This window comes from Neobacillus sp. GCM10023253 (genome assembly GCF_042653105.1).
Taxonomy (GTDB): Bacteria; Bacillota; Bacilli; order Bacillales; family Cytobacillaceae; genus Neobacillus; species Neobacillus citreus.
The window spans coordinates 190,722-206,014 of the sequence record NZ_JBHSHV010000012.1; the positions used below are offsets into that span (position 1 = coordinate 190,722).

Sequence of the window (15,293 nt, forward strand, 5' to 3'; positions counted from 1 at the left end):
TGTGCGGATATTATGAGTTCAATGTTTCTTGAAATTTTTCAAAAAATAAATCTGCTTCCTCCTGAACAAATTCATCCTCCACTTTTTCAGGAAGAGGCGGCAGTTCATTCAAGTTCTTCAAGCCAAAATAATCAAGAAATTCTTTGGTAGTACCATACAAAATAGCGCGTCCAGTCCCTTCAGCACGGCCGACTTCTTTGATCAAGGCCTTTGCCATAAGCGTGTTTAACGGCCGTTCCGTTTTGACACCACGGATTTCCTCAATTTCAGTCCTGGTGATTGGCTGTTTATACGCGATAATTGCCAAAGTCTCTAAAGCAGCCTGCGACAATGTCGAGGTATGTGGAGAATCAACAAGCTTTTTTAAGTAGTCGGCATTGTCTTTCTTTGTGGCAAGCTGAAACGTCCCGGCCAGTTGAACTATCATAATTCCTCGATTTTCATTAGATTCATACTCTTGTTTTAAATTCTCAATAATCTCACTTGCATGAAGATCATCCACTTCTAGGACCTCGGCAATTTGTTTAAGGGAAAGCCCTTCGTCTCCTGCGGCGAACAACAGGCTTTCCAAAATACTTGTCCAATTAATGATATCCACCAACATCTGCTCCTTCTATTACTGCTTCAATTAAAATGTCCCCAAAGTTTTCTTGTTGATGGACGTTAACTTCCTTTCTTTTCATCAGTTCTAAAATAGCTAGAAAAGTAACAACGATATGGTCCTTTGCCGGAAAAGGAAATAATTCAGTAAAATTTCTCCTGCCCTTAAGATGCTTTAATTCTTCCATGATCTCGGTCATTCTTGTCTCAATGGAAATTTCCTGCCTAGTAATTTTCGCGGCAAGCGGCCGCTGCAGTTTCTTTCTTCTCATTAGTTTTTGGAACGCAGCCAGCATATCGTAAAGGGAAACATTCATATCTTTTTTCCCAGGCTGTACTTCCTTCGTAAAGTCGGATAAATCACTTGGCGGTTTGGTATACATAAGGGATCGCTCTTCTTCCATCGTTTTTAAATCGTGAGCAGCCTCCTTGTACTTTCGGTATTCTATCAATCGCTCAACCAGCTCATCCCTCGGGTCTTCCTCGTAGGCTGTCTCGAGTGGATCAACGTCTTCAAACTCTTCCTCATGCTTAGGAAGAAGCATTTTGCTTTTTATCGCCAGCAGTGTTGCCGCCATTACCAAATATTCACTGGCAACATCCAATTTTAATTCCTTCATGGTATGAATATAGATTAGATATTGTTCCGTTATCTGTGCCACGGGAATATCATAAATATCAATTTCAAGCCTGTTTATTAAATGGAGCAGCAAATCAAGCGGCCCTTCAAATGCATCAATTTTCACCTGATAAGGCATTCATCTCACCAAAATTCTAAAATCATATTATACAAACGACTACTAATAGTATAGAGGATTCAGGATGGTTATCCAATAGAAAAATCAACCGAACACTCTGCCCTTCCGTAAATACTGGTAAGTGTGCCCATAACAATGGACAAATTCATCACATATGATGACATGGAAAGAGAAAAAGTGACGGGAGGTAATAATTATGGCTGATGGAGCAGCAGGCTTCGGACTCGGCGGCGGCTTTGCGTTAATCGTCGTACTGTTCATTTTATTAATTATCATCGGTGCTTCCTGGGTTTGGTAATTAAAAATGATTTTAATAACTAAAGGACCCGTTTAAAACGGGTCTATTGTTTTACAGCCTGGTCATGACCTTCAATTGCCGAATATGTTAAACTGTACATATATAAAGAAACTGGAGGGGAAATGCTTGTACCCAAAAGAATATATCGAATTTTTAAGTCATTTTCATGGCGACAGGGATTATTTTGAGTGCCATGAGATCCTCGAAGACTTTTGGAAAGGGTCTGACCCCGGCAATAAAGAGTCTATTTGGGTAGGGTTTATATTATTGGCAGTATCGGCTTACCACCATCGCCGCAAGAATTTTAACGGTGCACAGAGAACATTGGAAAAGGCGATTACAATCATTTCTGACCAATCTTCCTTACTACCGGATCTGGGTTTGGATGGCCGGCTTTTCCTTCAGACCATAAAAGAACAGTTAATAGGTCTGCAAAATCGCGAAGAATATAAAAGCATGAATCTGCCCATAAGCGATCCTGAATTGCTCCAAGCGTGTATGAAATTGTGTGATGAAAAAGGGTTTGACTGGCAAAGGGAAAGTGATTTGGCGGATCTAGAGATCATCCATCGCCACAAATTACGGGACCGGTCAAGTGTCATTGCAGAAAGAAACAACGCGATATTAAAAAAAGGCAGCGGGGCATGAGGCCGCTGCCTTTTCCTATATTTAGCAAACATCACATTTCTCAATAAAAGAAGCTGTGTTCGCGTTCGAAGTAATATTTTTATCCGGATACATTTCCTTTAAAGCTTTAACCATTTTTTTGCCTACTCCTTGGAAGCGGTGTGAGGGATTAACAGAAACATGTTGAATTTCCAAAGTATTGGTATCCTGATGATAAATCGCCCCAATCAGTCCAATAATATCTTCTTCCTTCCAAAGGAACAGCCTGTGATTCTCTTCTGTTTCGTATTCCTTCATGGTTTGCTGGAGTTTCTTGAGATCTTTTTCAGTTGGCATAAAAGACATTAACCCCATCGCAATTTTTTCGAATGTTTTCTTATAGCGAATTAACATACGTATCCCTCATTATTTTCAATAAACCAATGGTTTGGTTTAACAATAGTGTATTTTTCAAACTGGTTTAATGATTTTCTTTATGCAGTATATGTATTTGAAAATCTTTATGTTCACTAACCACAATCATACCGAATTCGTCATCATTCTTCAATGGAAAATCTCTACTTGCCTGGCGCTATGAACATCCAATAGATAATTCCCCAAATAATTGATATCACAATAAGAATGCCAAATAAAGCCCAGTTATTTCTATTCATACAAATCCCCCATTAACTTACTTACCTGTCCTACATTCTACACCAAAACACAAAAATAATCCATTTCTCCTAAGTCAGTCAATTTTTCGTGAATAATTTGAACCTATGAAACTTCTAATTTGTTTTTATCGTTATATAATAATGGAATCGGTTATATTATTAAAGAAGAATCTTTATTATTGTCAAAAGCGTTTTAAAAATCAAGGAGGCCATTATGAAAAAATTATTGATACTCCTCACGGCAGTCTGTTTATTTCTCGTTCCTATCCGCAGTTTTGCAGACATGGCTGAAGGAGATATGATTGTAACATTAGGTGAAAATTTAACAGAAACGCAAAAAAATCAATTGTTGGAGGAAATGGGCGCGCCGAAGGATGTTCAAATTGTGACCGTATCCAATCAAGAAGAGCATCAATATTTAGGGAAATATGTCTCAAAATCATTGATTGGAACGAAGGCAATTTCTTCATCAGCGATTACAATTGCACCAAGCGGCTCTGGCATAAAAGTAAAAACGAAAAACATTAACTGGGTTACAGATGAAATGTATGTCAATGCTCTGATCACGGCTGGCGTGAAGGATGCTGACATCTATATAACCGCTCCTATCTCTGTTTCGGGCACCGCAGCACTGACAGGGATTATTAAGGCGTATGAAATTTCCGCCGATAAAACAATCCCTGAGGAAGTAAAGCAGGCGGCCAATCAGGAAATGGTAGAAACAGCAAAGCTTGGTGACGCCATCGGTGCAGAAAATGCAGCCGCCTTAATCGCAAAAATAAAAGAGGAAATTGCCAAGAACCAGCCAAAAAACGATCAGGAATTACGGACCATTATCGAGCAAGCGGCGAAAGAACTAAATGTAACTCTTACTGAGGAACAGATTCAAAGGCTGATGGACTTATTTAATAAATTGAAAAGCTTGAATATTGACTGGAATCAGGTTAGTGACCAACTCAACAAAGCAAAAGACCGTATTTCCAAATTCCTGCAATCTGAGGAAGGGCAGGGATTCCTGGAGAAGGTCAAACAATTCTTCATTTGGCTCATTGATGCCATTAAGGCCCTATTCTCATAGTTTTTTTATAAATGAAAACTGCCGCTCGCGAGCGGCAGTTTTATTATTTTAATGGTAAATCATATCTTACAAGATCTTCGTATGTTTCTCTTTTCACGACGAGGGTGGCTTTTCCATCTTCGACGAAAACTACTGCCGGACGTGGAATCCGGTTATAGTTGTTGGCCATGGAATAGCCGTAAGCACCAGTACAGAATACTGCTAAAATATCCTCATCCTTTTGCTCCGGCAATGGCAAATCCCAAATCAGCATATCTCCTGATTCACAGCATTTGCCGGCAATCGAGACAGTTTCTGATGCTTGTGCCAGCGGCCTGTTGGCAAAGACCGCCTCGTATTTTGCCTGGTAGAGTGCCGGACGGATATTATCACTCATCCCGCCATCAACCGCCAAATATTTCCTGACACCCGGAACATCTTTGGAAGCTCCGACCTGATAAAGAGTAATCCCGGCATCTCCTACAAGAGAGCGGCCTGGTTCAATCCAAATTTCTGGCATTTTAAGTGAATATTCGCCAGCCAGCTTTTTAACCTCTTTAATGATTTCACTGACATATTGCGACGGCTGAATTGGCTCGTCCTCTTTTGTATAGCGGATTCCAAAACCGCCGCCAAGATTTAAAACTTCTGACTCAAAGCCAATACGTTCCTTCCATTCTGCCAGCTTTTCAACTATTTTTTGTGCTGCTAATATGAATCCGGTTGTTTCAAAGATTTGCGAACCAATGTGACAATGGATCCCAAGCACATTAAAATGGTCAAACGGAATAGCGGCTGTTAATGCATTTTCCGCTTGGCCGTTTTGCAAGTCAAACCCAAATTTTGAATCTTCCTGACCAGTTAAAATATAATCGTGGGTATGTGCCTCGATGCCAGGAGTGACCCTCAGCAAAATATTTGTCTTCACCTGTTTCTCCAAACAGATTGCTTTTAACAGTTCCATTTCATAAAAATTATCAACGACAATGCAGCCGATTTTTTGGTCCACTGCCATTTCTAATTCTTCCCTGCTCTTATTATTTCCATGAAAGTGAATCTTTTCTGGAGGGAAACCAGCTGTTATAGCTGTATATAATTCACCGCCGGAAACAACGTCCAATGATAGGCCTTCTTCCTCCGCGAGCTGCACCATTGCCACAGTCGAAAATGCCTTACTGGCATATGCAACCTGAGCCCTTACATTTTGTTGTTCAAAGGTTTGTTTAAATCCCCTTGCTCGTTCCCTGATTAAAGCAACATCATAAACATACAAGGGAGTTCCAAAGTTTTTCGCGAGCTCGACAGCGTCGACACCGCCAATTTCCAGATGCCCATCCTTATTTACACCTGTTGTACCGTAAAAATACATTCCCTTCCCTCTCTCCGTAACGACTCACTACAGTCTATGTAGACAACGTGTAAAAATAATAAACAAATAGACAGAATCCGCATTAGAAACTGCCTATTTTTATTTCTTTAATCCTTTATTTAATTAAACACTTTAGCATAATTATGCACATTCTGCAATTTGTTTTGAAAAAACTTACCCATTTGGAGGCTGACGGTAACGGTTTCTCGGATGGACAATACTTGGCCTAAGCACAGCACCCGGGATGGCCCTCCGGAAGACAATTTGTAAAAATCCTTTTGGTTCAAACGGAAGAAACGGCCATAAATAAGGGGTGTTGAGGGCCCGCATATGAACAAGATAGATCATAAAGATTGTTGATCCTATAATGAAACCTGGTGTATGAAAAAATGCTACAGCTAACATCAAGATCATTCTGGCGATTTTATTGGCAACACTTAATTCATAGCTTGGGGTCGTGAAGGTCCCGATGCCGGCGACCGCTACATAAAGGATGACCTCAGGCACAAAGAGACCGACATCAATGGCAATTTGTCCGATTAATACTGCTGCGATTAAACCCATTGCTGTTGACAGCGGTGTTGGTGTATGAATGGCAGCAAGCTTCAAAAATTCTAGCCCAAAATCAGCCAAGAACAGTTGCACAATTAACGGAATATTAGTCTGCTCATTTGGGCCAATAAAGGCAATTTTCTCCGGCAACAAGGATGGTTCTAGGACCATTAACAGCCAAAACGGTAGTAAAAAAATGGATGATGAAACTCCTAAAAACCGCATCCAACGGACGAAGGTTCCCATTGCAGGTGATTCTCGAAATTCCTCGGCATGCTGGACATGATGAAAATAAGTAGTAGGTGTAATAATAACACTCGGGGAGGTGTCACAATAAATGATTACATGCCCCTCTAATATATGGGCAGCAGCAACATCTGCCCGCTCCGTATATCTGACAATCGGATATGGATTAAATCCTTGTTTTACGATAAATTCCTCTAGAGTTTTATCTGCCATGGGAATTCCGTCAATATCAATCGCATTTAATTCTTTTCTTAGAATATTTAGTAAATCAGGATCCGCCACATCCTCCAGATAGCCTAGAGCAATGTCTGCTTTTGAGCGCCTGCCTACCTTAATCATTTCAAAGCGGAGCCGTTCGTCACGGATTCTCCGTCTTGTTAAAGCTGTATTTAAAATAATATTTTCAACAAATCCATCGCGGGCGCCTCTCACTACCTTTTCCGTATCAGGCTCTTGAGGTGACCGTCCTGGATAACTCCTGACATCAATCGCAAACCCTGTACTTTCACCGTCAATGACAACCGCGATTAAACCGGATAAAACCTTATCCACCAATAGATCAAGCTGGGTAATTTGCTCTACAGATTGGTTTACTAATCTATTTTCAATTACCTTAAAAAGGTCCGTAGAAAGCTTTTCTCGATTATTGATGCCGACCAACTCTTTGATCAATTGAATAATGTACATCGTATCGCATAAACCATTTACATAGTAGATTTGGATTTCTTTCTTTAAGATTGTTAATTTCCTCACGCCCAAATCAAAGCTTATCCCTAAGCCGACACTCTGCTTCATGTAGTTTTCCACTTCATTCACTGATTCAGGAATCGGCCAATGTTCCACTTTGGATTGTGTCGTCGTCATAAAAACCACTCCTTTCAAGGATAAGTTCAACAGCTTTTTCTGTTATCGGAGCACCCAGCTTGTAGGAATCGTGTCTCGCCATTTTGCCGATATCCCCTATGCCTACAATAAGCGGTACATTTAATTGATCAAGGCAATAAACAGTATCTCCATTTAGTCTCCCAATTTCCAGTTCAGGTATACCATATTTATCTACTCCATATGGTGTTAACTCCCCGTCCCGATCAATACTTACATCTACCCTTGTCCATTCCTCATGCCTAGATTTGGCCGCAACAGCAACGACGCCGAGAACATTGATGTCCTCATGTTCCGCCACATATTTTAAGGCCTTCTCTCCGGCTCCTTCCCCAACAATGCCGCTGTCATCAAACATAACAAGAACCGGGTCATGGGGTGCTTTCTTAATAAGCTTGACAAGCTCCGGCCCCGATAATTTGGAGGGATTTCCCTTTGACTGTGTAATACAGCGCCCGCCTACCGTCTTGGCAACCTGCTCTATAGACCTCCTGGTGTGTTCATCGCCATCTGTTACTAAAATAACATTCCTTTTGGTGCTCATACTTTGATGTCCTTCCTTTTAAAGATTTTAATGATGGACAAAGTAAAGCCATTGAAAGATGGAACCAAATATTTTTCCTAACACAATTGCCATTATTAAAATGACAATCTTACCATCTAAATGAATTCGCTTAGCAAGGATTGGGAAAACGTTTAAAGCCTCTGTAAGACCTGCAGCCAGCATCCCAACAAAGACACCGCCAAAAAGCCCCAAGGGGATTAAAAAATAAGCGGATATATCCAATACGGGGTCCCTTAAGCTGGCAAAAACTCCCGTTAAGGCCCCGAAAACGACTCCCCATTCATACTGATAGATCATTTTCATCGTTTTGGTAAGCTGCGTTAATCTGGGGATAACCCCCAGAACGGTAAGAAATGCAACAAATCCCGAGCCAACCGCCAACCCACTGGCAATTCCCAGAAACATAACAGCAATAATTTTAATCGTCATGAACCCGTTTCATACTTTCTTTATTTTCATGGAGAATCACATAATTATCCAAATCCATCTGATAATTAAACATCTCAACTTCGAGCGGACTTGGTTCATCATTAATTCTCTTCTTGAAGACATGATTGAAAAAGAGAATCATGCCAAGTCCTAAGCCAATTGAATAGGGAATTTGAAAAAGCAGCGGTTTTGCTTCCTTCTTACCTGTAATGATTGTGTAGATTTTCTCCTGCACACTTTTCATACTGACATCATCATGAAAATTCATCAGTGTCATGGCCGAACCGAAAAATAAAAGAAACCATATTAAAAGAAAAAAAGGAATCGAAACTCCTTTTTTCATGGCTACTACTTCAATAATCGTCTGCGCCGGTCCGATTGTTTGGACCTCAACATCCTCAAACCTGGCCGTTATTAACCGAATGACTTTCATGATATCGATCACAACAATATTTCCGTCCTCTTTTTTTAATTGGTAAATCTCCATCGATTGTAAATCACGAAGGACCTCTTCAGTGGCAATCATCTGAGCAGCATCTTTTAATAAAACCTTTCCCTCCGGAGGGACTTGGACACGATTCCGCATGCGAATGTAGATTGTTTTTTCCAAAACATCACTTCCCACACAAAGATTTCTCGTATATGTAGTATGGGTAAAAACTGCCTTTTTATGAAAACAAAAAATGGAATGATTTTTTTTAAATGAAAACTCGCCGATTGGCGAGTCCGATAGGACGAAGACAGAGGCGTAGTTGAATTTATACTTTCCTATTAGTCAAAAATAAAAAGACCAAATGGATTAGAGATCCATTCGGTCCTTCATTTGCAAAAGTATCTTTTTTTCTAGTCTTGAAACTTGAACCTGGGAAATTCCCAGTCTTACCGCTACTTCTGATTGGGTTTGGTCCTTATAATAGCGCAAATAGACAATTAGCCGCTCCCTCTCATCAAGCTCGCGGATGGCTTCTTTTAATGCAATTTTATCAAACCATTTGCCGTCGTTCCCATCATCAATTTGATCAAGCAGAGTAATCGGATCCCCATCATTTTCATAAACTGTTTCATGAATAGATGAAGGTGTCCGGCCTGCTTCCTGGGCAAGTATGACGTCCTCAGGTGATATCTCAAGGTATTCTGATATTTCATTAACGGTTGGAATTCTGCCAAGTGTTTTCGACAGCTCATCCTTGGCCTTGCGGATTTTGTTCCCCATCTCCTTCAGCGATCGGCTGACCTTGACCGTACCATCATCACGGATAAACCGCTGGATTTCTCCAATGATCATCGGGACAGCATACGTAGAAAACTTGACATCATAAGATAGGTCAAACTTATCAACTGATTTTAATAGACCGATACAGCCGATTTGAAATAGGTCATCCGGGTCATAGCCTCTATTCAGGAACCTCTGAACAACAGACCAAACAAGCCGCATATTTTTTTCAACGATTAAATCGCGCGCTTCCTGATCCCCGCCCTGGCTTCTTTGAATGAGCTCCTTGACTTCATGATCCTTTAAATACGTTTGATTTTTTTCGTTTTTGACCTCCACATCCATCGGCAAGTCTCCTTAATTGCAAAGCATTTTGCTAGATTTTAAATGCTTTCGTAGTCTAACCTCGGTCCCGCTGCCAGGCTGTGTGAAGACCTCTAACTCATCCATAAAATTTTCCATGATGGTAAAGCCCATGCCGGATCTTTCGAGTTCCGGCTTTGTTGTAAATAATGGCTGACGAGCTTCTTCCACATCTGCTATACCTAATCCATTATCCTTAATGGACAATTCAATGAAACTATCCTCTATTGAAACATGAATATAAACAATTCCATTCGGGTCATTTTCATACCCATGAATAATTGCATTTGTAACTGCCTCTGAAACAACCGTTTTTAGCTCTGTCAGCTCATCCATAGTCGGGTCAAGCTGGGCGATAAAGGCAGCAACGGTTACACGGGCAAAGGATTCATTCTGGCTTAATGCACTAAACTGAAGAGTCATTTCGTTCTTCACGTTAGGCCACCCCCAATCTCTGCAATGCAAATTCTTCAGTCGGTTCCATTTTGATAATTTTAAACATGCCCGACATATCGAATAATCTTTGGATTGCAGGGGAAATTGCGCAAACGACCATTTCACCGTGCACCTGTTTAATTTGCTTATATCTGCCTAATATAACACCAAGCCCAGAGCTATCCATAAAGGTTAGTTGTGCCAGATTCAAGACAATGTGGCGGATTCCATTGTTTTCAATTACACTTGAGGCTTTTTCGCGAAGCTCATCAGCTGTATGGTGGTCCAATTCACCGCTTAAACGAATCAGCAAAACATCGTGTTTAGTTTCAAGTTCAATGTTAAGACTCACTATCCTTCGTCCTCCTTATTCAGGTATAGTGAGTCAATTCGCCTTTTGTCCATTCATTTCCTTCTCAACATACAAAACTAGTCGATTTTCGCTAAAAGTAGTGATTTCGTTTTACGATTCGACATTCCCCTTATTTTCCAGCCTTTGTAAACATGCCGAAGGAACGTTTATAAAGGGTCCACCAACCTGCCTCCTGGACAGTACTTTTGGCAACCAGAGGACTTTCCAAAACCACCTTGCCATCTTTAATTAGCTTAATGGTTCCTACTCGGTCACCTTTTTGAACGGGAGCCTTTAGTTTCTTTTCAAGAGTTATCTTTTGCTTCACGTCCTTGGTCTTTTCTCCCTTTTTCGTTAGAAGAGAAAGCGGCTCGCTTGTTACAGCCTTGACTGTTTTGTCCTGGCCTTTACTTACTTTTGCTTCACCAATGGTTTGATTTCTTTTGTAGACTGGATGTGTTTGATATTGGCTGAATGCATAGTCAAGCATTTTTGTGACTTGGGCATTGCGGTCCTTGGATGTCGGAGCCCCAAATACTACAGCAATGACTCGCATTCCATCCTTTTGTGCAGTTGCTGTTAAGCAGTATTTTGCTTCAGCCGTAAATCCAGTTTTTAAACCATCCACTCCTGGATAGAAACGAACTAATTTATTTGTATTAACCAGCCAGAATTTTTTATCCGTATTTTCACGGAGATAGGCTTCATACATTCCCGTGAATTTCGTAATGTCTTCATATTTCAATAATTCTTTTGCCAATACGGCCATGTCATGTGCAGAGCTATAATGACCGCTTTCTGGCAGGCCAGTCGTATTTTTAAAGAAAGTTTGCTTTAAGCCTAATTCCTTTACCTTTGCATTCATCATGTCAACGAATGCTTCTTCGGAACCGCCAATTCTTTCGGCCATCGCAACAGAAGCATCGTTACCTGAACCGATGGCAATCCCTAGCAGCATTTGCTTGGTGGTCATTTCTTCGCCCGGTTCAAGAAAAATTTGCGAGCCTCCCATTGAAGCGGCATACTCACTTGTGCGGATTTTCTCATCCCACTTCAGTTTTCCTTTGTCAATCGCCTCCATGATTAATAACATGGTCATGATTTTTGTCATGCTAGCAGGAGGTAACTTCTCGTTGCCATTTTGATCATAAAGAATCTTTCCGGTATCCCTTTCCATTAAAATAGCGGAACGGACACCCGTGACAATCTCAGTCCCTTGCTTTTCCTCCGCTTTTTTCTCCTCCGCCGCAAAGGCATGAGGCCCCCCTAAACTTGTAAACATAAATAGCATAACTATTAAATAGACTAAACGACGCTTCATTGCAAAACCCTCCAATCTTTATAGCCAACATTTTTTCCAAAATTACCAACTTTATACATAAAAAGGTGTCAGGCACCACGTGAAAATTTCACATGGTGCCTGACACCCGCCTAAGACTTTATTTATTCCGTTATTTCTTCGTATATGAGGGTCGGTGCTTCTACTTTGGATGAAGAGATTTTAATATTTTCATAAAGCTTTTCTGATACTTCTTTGATATCTTCGAAATTGCTATAAATGGTGACTAGGGATTCACCTTTGTTTACCTGGTCGCCGATTTTCTTTCTGAGGACGAGGCCAACTGCGAGGTCAATCACAGATTCCTTTGTTGCCCGGCCTGCCCCGAGAAGCATGGCTGCGGTCCCCACTTCATCAGCAACAATTTCGGAAACATAGCCGTCCTCTTTGGCTTCCAGTTCAAACGTATATTTTGCCTGTGGCAGTTTTTCCGGATTATCGACTACAGTTGCATCTCCGCCTTGGGAGCTTAAGAATATCTTTAATTTTTCCAGAGCCGACCCGTTTTGGATTGCCTCCTCCAATAAGGAGCGCGCTTCTTTTAGTGACGGCGCCTTTCCTCCTAAGAACACCATATGGCTGCCTAAGGTCAAACACAGCTCTGTTAAATCCTCAGGACCTTCACCCTTTAAGGTGTCAATTGCTTCTTTTACTTCTAAAGCGTTTCCGATGGCAAACCCGAGCGGCTGGCTCATATCGGAAATCACCGCCATGGTTCGCCGGCCGACCTTGTTGCCGATCCCGACCATCGCACGAGCTAATTCCCTTGAATCCTCAAGTGTCTTCATAAATGCTCCTGCTCCTGTTTTCACATCAAGAACAATCGCGTCCGCACCAGCGGCAATTTTTTTGCTCATAATCGAGCTGGCAATCAACGGAATGCTTTCAACAGTTCCTGTTACATCTCTCAGCGCGTACAGTTTCTTATCAGCAGGCGTCAAATTCCCGCTTTGACCAATGACAGCAATTTTATTTTTATTCACTAGCTCGGTAAATTCCGAACTGTCAATTTCCACATGGAAGCCAGCCACTGATTCTAGTTTATCAATGGTTCCCCCAGTATGCCCCAACCCGCGTCCGGACATTTTCGCAACCGGTACACCGACTGATGCCACAAGTGGGCCAAGAACTAGTGTTGTCGTATCGCCCACTCCTCCAGTTGAATGCTTATCGACTTTGATTCCCTCGATTTGCGATAAGTCAATCTGATCACCTGATTTCACCATCGCCATCGTTAAATCAGCCCGTTCCTTTTCCGTCATACCTCGAAAAACAACCGCCATGGTAAAAGCACTTACTTGATAATCAGGGATGGATCCCTCGGTATAGCCTTGAATGATAAAATTAATCTCTTCAGTAGACAGTTCATGTCCGTCACGTTTCTTCTCAATCAAATCAACCATTCTCATTTTTATTCACCACTTTACCATCAAAATTAAGCAAGACTCTTTACAATTTCTTTAATATACAAAAGGAAATTTGCTTTTACTTTTTCTGTTGTTTCGATAACCTCGTCATGTGTTAGTGGCTGGTCGAGGATCCCCGCTGCCATATTGGAAATGCAGGAAATGCCGAGCACCTTCATGCCGCTGTGACGGGCAACAATAACCTCCGGCACAGTTGACATTCCAACCGCATCCCCGCCAAGGGTGCGAACCATTCGGATTTCAGCAGGTGTTTCATAAACGGGTCCGGGATTTCCAAAATAAACACCATCCCTCACATCAATATTTAAGCGGGAAGCAATCTCCTTAGCCATTGTCCGCAATTCCTTTGTATAGGCCTCCGACATATCTGGGAAGCGGACACCGAAATGGCTGTCATTTGGGCCAATCAGCGGGTTTGTGCCCATATTATTTATATGGTCGGTAATAATCATTAAGTCGCCCGGCGTAAAGCTTTCATTTACCCCACCGGCGGCATTCGTGACAATTAAAATCTCGACCCCCAGTTCCTTCATCACTCTTACAGGAAAGGTTACCTTATCCATGCTATAGCCTTCGTAAAAATGAAACCGGCCCTGCATCGCAACAACTTCTACTCCGTTAAGCAAACCAAAAACAAGCTGGCCGGCATGGCCTTCAACAGTTGAAACTGGAAAATCGGGAATTTCGTTATATGGTATTTTGACCGGCTGCTCGATTTCCTCTGCCAGTACACCGAGACCTGATCCTAAAATAAGACCTATTTTCGGAACCTTCTCATATTTTTCTTTTAAAAAGCTGACTGCCTTTTGAATATTTTCGTAATCCATCCTCATTCTCCCTTTTTAGAAGCATTCATTTCATTATTTCAATTCGTTTAAGAAGCTTTTCCCATAGTTCGGCATTTTCACGTTAAAGTTCTCAGCAACAGTTGCGCCTACATCGGCAAAGGTATCACGTAAAGGAAGTTCACGGCCCGCTTGATTACCTTTCGTGTAGACAAGAAGTGGCACATATTCACGGGTATGGTCTGTTCCGGGGGCGACAGGGTCATTTCCATGGTCCGCCGTAATAATTAACAGGTCATCTTCCTTCATTTTGGCGAATACCTCAGGAAGCCGGGCATCATATTCCTCTAGGGCACGCCCATACCCTTCCGGATCACGACGGTGGCCATACAGGGCATCAAAGTCAACTAGATTTAAAAAGCTGATGCCTGTGAAGTCCATATCAAAGGTTTCAACCAATTTATCCATCCCATCCATATTCGAAACTGTTCTTAATGATTTGGTTACACCTTCACCATCAAAAATATCGGATATTTTTCCAATTGCTATCACATCAAAGCCGGCATCCTTTAATTCACTCATGACGGTTCTGTCAAAAGGCTTTAAGGCATAGTCATGGCGGTTCGGCGTCCGTTTAAAACTATCCGGTTCTCCAACAAACGGTCGGGCAATGACTCTTCCAACCATATATTTCTCATCCAGGGTTAATTCACGGGCTATTTTACAAATACGATATTGCTCCTCAATCGGAATAATTTCTTCATGGGCCGCAATTTGCAGGACGGAATCGGCCGATGTATAGACGATTAATGCACCTGTTTTCATATGCTCCTCGCCGAGTTCATCGATGATTGCCGTTCCGCTTGCCGGTTTATTGCCGATGACCTTTCTTCCTGTCCGCTGTTCTAGATCCGAAACAAGCTCCTCTGGAAAACCATCCGGGAAGACGCGGAATGGTGTCTTGATATTTAAACCCATGATTTCCCAATGCCCCGTCATGGTATCTTTTCCATTGGAGGCTTCCTTCATTTTTGTATAAAAGGCAAGAGGTTTTTCCGCCTTTTGAATTCCTTTTAGTTCACGAATATTACTCAGACCTAGCTTCCCCATATTGGGCATGTTGAGCCCATTCATTTTTTCCGCGATATGTCCAAGCGTATCGGCCCCCTTGTCGCCGAATTTTTCGGCATCAGGGGCTTCACCAATACCTACGGAGTCCATCACGACAATAAAAATACGTTTATATGTATTAGCTGCCATTTTACTCTTTTCCTCCTTAATGTTCACCGGATATGGCCAAATTGATAACGTTTTCACATCTTCTAAAAAAGAAACAATTCACA

The 15,293-nt window shown here is 41.6% G+C and carries 18 protein-coding genes; 3 read left to right on the top strand and 15 right to left on the bottom strand.

Annotation, left to right across the window (positions count from 1 at the left end; translation table 11 throughout):
- Positions 1-10: 10 nt before the first annotated feature.
- Both scpB and ACFPA1_RS14990 read right to left on the bottom strand, forming a co-directional pair.
- Positions 11-598, bottom strand: coding sequence for an SMC-Scp complex subunit ScpB (gene scpB, locus ACFPA1_RS14985; protein WP_338088317.1), 588 nt, complete (start codon positions 596-598; stop codon positions 11-13).
- Positions 585-1,358 (bottom strand): segregation/condensation protein A, encoded by a 774-nt coding sequence (locus tag ACFPA1_RS14990; RefSeq protein ID WP_213144980.1) that lies wholly within the window; start codon positions 1,356-1,358, stop codon positions 585-587. Before ACFPA1_RS14990 ends, scpB begins: the two co-directional genes overlap by 14 nt.
- A 196-nt stretch (positions 1,359-1,554) precedes the next feature.
- On the opposite strand from ACFPA1_RS14990, the gene ACFPA1_RS14995 reads away from it, so the two are divergent.
- On the top strand, positions 1,555-1,656 hold the full coding sequence (locus ACFPA1_RS14995; RefSeq protein WP_213144979.1) for a YjcZ family sporulation protein: 102 nt from the start codon (positions 1,555-1,557) through the stop codon (positions 1,654-1,656).
- A 126-nt stretch (positions 1,657-1,782) separates the two neighbouring features.
- Positions 1,783-2,304, top strand: a complete 522-nt coding sequence (locus tag ACFPA1_RS15000) for a DUF309 domain-containing protein (RefSeq protein WP_378583988.1) — start codon at positions 1,783-1,785, stop codon at positions 2,302-2,304.
- A gap of 21 nt (positions 2,305-2,325) precedes the next feature.
- Here ACFPA1_RS15000 and ACFPA1_RS15005 read toward each other — a convergent pair whose 3' ends face one another.
- The gene (locus ACFPA1_RS15005) at positions 2,326-2,676 is read right to left on the bottom strand and encodes a GNAT family N-acetyltransferase (protein ID WP_213144977.1); all 351 of its coding nucleotides are present in this window, start codon (positions 2,674-2,676) and stop codon (positions 2,326-2,328) included.
- 471 nt (positions 2,677-3,147) lie between these two features.
- Between ACFPA1_RS15005 and ACFPA1_RS15010 the strand changes: the two genes are divergently transcribed.
- The gene (locus ACFPA1_RS15010; protein ID WP_213145305.1) at positions 3,148-4,014 is read left to right on the top strand and encodes a DUF1002 domain-containing protein; all 867 of its coding nucleotides are present in this window, start codon (positions 3,148-3,150) and stop codon (positions 4,012-4,014) included.
- A 43-nt stretch (positions 4,015-4,057) separates the two neighbouring features.
- Here ACFPA1_RS15010 and lysA read toward each other — a convergent pair whose 3' ends face one another.
- The 12 genes from lysA to deoB form a co-directional block, all read right to left on the bottom strand.
- Complete coding sequence (gene lysA / locus ACFPA1_RS15015; RefSeq protein ID WP_213144976.1) at positions 4,058-5,362, bottom strand: diaminopimelate decarboxylase; 1,305 nt, start codon at positions 5,360-5,362, stop codon at positions 4,058-4,060.
- A gap of 174 nt (positions 5,363-5,536) precedes the next feature.
- Positions 5,537-7,024: a spore germination protein gene (locus tag ACFPA1_RS15020; RefSeq protein ID WP_213144975.1), complete on the bottom strand. Its 1,488-nt coding sequence runs from the start codon at positions 7,022-7,024 to the stop codon at positions 5,537-5,539.
- Positions 6,981-7,586: a stage V sporulation protein AE gene (locus ACFPA1_RS15025; protein ID WP_378583991.1), complete on the bottom strand. Its 606-nt coding sequence runs from the start codon at positions 7,584-7,586 to the stop codon at positions 6,981-6,983. The genes ACFPA1_RS15020 and ACFPA1_RS15025 overlap by 44 nt, the downstream gene beginning before the upstream one ends.
- Before the next feature lie 27 nt (positions 7,587-7,613).
- Entirely contained in the window at positions 7,614-8,036 is a 423-nt protein-coding gene (locus ACFPA1_RS15030) for a stage V sporulation protein AB (protein ID WP_213144973.1), read from the bottom strand.
- Positions 8,026-8,646, bottom strand: a complete 621-nt coding sequence (locus ACFPA1_RS15035; protein WP_213144972.1) for a stage V sporulation protein AA — start codon at positions 8,644-8,646, stop codon at positions 8,026-8,028. The genes ACFPA1_RS15030 and ACFPA1_RS15035 overlap by 11 nt, the downstream gene beginning before the upstream one ends.
- A gap of 189 nt (positions 8,647-8,835) precedes the next feature.
- On the bottom strand, positions 8,836-9,594 hold the full coding sequence (gene sigF / locus ACFPA1_RS15040) for an RNA polymerase sporulation sigma factor SigF (RefSeq protein ID WP_213144971.1): 759 nt from the start codon (positions 9,592-9,594) through the stop codon (positions 8,836-8,838).
- A gap of 12 nt (positions 9,595-9,606) precedes the next feature.
- Positions 9,607-10,047 carry an anti-sigma F factor gene (gene spoIIAB, locus ACFPA1_RS15045; protein ID WP_213144970.1) on the bottom strand — a complete coding sequence of 147 codons (441 nt, stop codon included), beginning with the start codon at positions 10,045-10,047 and terminating at the stop codon, positions 9,607-9,609.
- Position 10,048: 1 nt separating this feature from the next.
- Entirely contained in the window at positions 10,049-10,399 is a 351-nt protein-coding gene (spoIIAA, locus tag ACFPA1_RS15050; protein ID WP_213144969.1) for an anti-sigma F factor antagonist, read from the bottom strand.
- A gap of 130 nt (positions 10,400-10,529) precedes the next feature.
- Positions 10,530-11,720 (bottom strand): D-alanyl-D-alanine carboxypeptidase family protein, encoded by a 1,191-nt coding sequence (locus tag ACFPA1_RS15055; RefSeq protein ID WP_378583994.1) that lies wholly within the window; start codon positions 11,718-11,720, stop codon positions 10,530-10,532.
- 122 nt (positions 11,721-11,842) lie between these two features.
- Positions 11,843-13,147, bottom strand: a complete 1,305-nt coding sequence (locus tag ACFPA1_RS15060) for a pyrimidine-nucleoside phosphorylase (protein WP_213144967.1) — start codon at positions 13,145-13,147, stop codon at positions 11,843-11,845.
- A gap of 26 nt (positions 13,148-13,173) precedes the next feature.
- Positions 13,174-13,992, bottom strand: a complete 819-nt coding sequence (locus ACFPA1_RS15065; RefSeq protein WP_213144966.1) for a purine-nucleoside phosphorylase — start codon at positions 13,990-13,992, stop codon at positions 13,174-13,176.
- A 33-nt stretch (positions 13,993-14,025) separates the two neighbouring features.
- On the bottom strand, positions 14,026-15,210 hold the full coding sequence (gene deoB, locus ACFPA1_RS15070; protein WP_213144965.1) for a phosphopentomutase: 1,185 nt from the start codon (positions 15,208-15,210) through the stop codon (positions 14,026-14,028).
- Positions 15,211-15,293 lie beyond the last annotated feature (83 nt).

Bases quoted from the DNA above. Each gene is read 5' to 3' on its own strand.
- ACFPA1_RS15005 (WP_213144977.1), bottom strand. From the start codon at position 2,676: ATGTTAATTCGCTATAAGAAAACATTCGAAAAAATTGCGATGGGGTTA.
- ACFPA1_RS15055 (WP_378583994.1), bottom strand. From the start codon at position 11,720: ATGAAGCGTCGTTTAGTCTATTTAATAGTTATGCTATTTATGTTTACA.
- ACFPA1_RS15020 (WP_213144975.1), bottom strand. From the start codon at position 7,024: ATGACGACGACACAATCCAAAGTGGAACATTGGCCGATTCCTGAATCA.
- deoB (WP_213144965.1), bottom strand. From the start codon at position 15,210: ATGGCAGCTAATACATATAAACGTATTTTTATTGTCGTGATGGACTCC.
- ACFPA1_RS15025 (WP_378583991.1), bottom strand. From the start codon at position 7,586: ATGAGCACCAAAAGGAATGTTATTTTAGTAACAGATGGCGATGAACAC.
- sigF (WP_213144971.1), bottom strand. From the start codon at position 9,594: ATGGATGTGGAGGTCAAAAACGAAAAAAATCAAACGTATTTAAAGGAT.
- ACFPA1_RS15065 (WP_213144966.1), bottom strand. From the start codon at position 13,992: ATGGATTACGAAAATATTCAAAAGGCAGTCAGCTTTTTAAAAGAAAAA.
- ACFPA1_RS14995 (WP_213144979.1), top strand. From the start codon at position 1,555: ATGGCTGATGGAGCAGCAGGCTTCGGACTCGGCGGCGGCTTTGCGTTA.
- ACFPA1_RS15030 (WP_213144973.1), bottom strand. From the start codon at position 8,036: ATGACGATTAAAATTATTGCTGTTATGTTTCTGGGAATTGCCAGTGGG.
- ACFPA1_RS14990 (WP_213144980.1), bottom strand. From the start codon at position 1,358: ATGCCTTATCAGGTGAAAATTGATGCATTTGAAGGGCCGCTTGATTTG.
- ACFPA1_RS15060 (WP_213144967.1), bottom strand. From the start codon at position 13,147: ATGAGAATGGTTGATTTGATTGAGAAGAAACGTGACGGACATGAACTG.
- lysA (WP_213144976.1), bottom strand. From the start codon at position 5,362: ATGTATTTTTACGGTACAACAGGTGTAAATAAGGATGGGCATCTGGAA.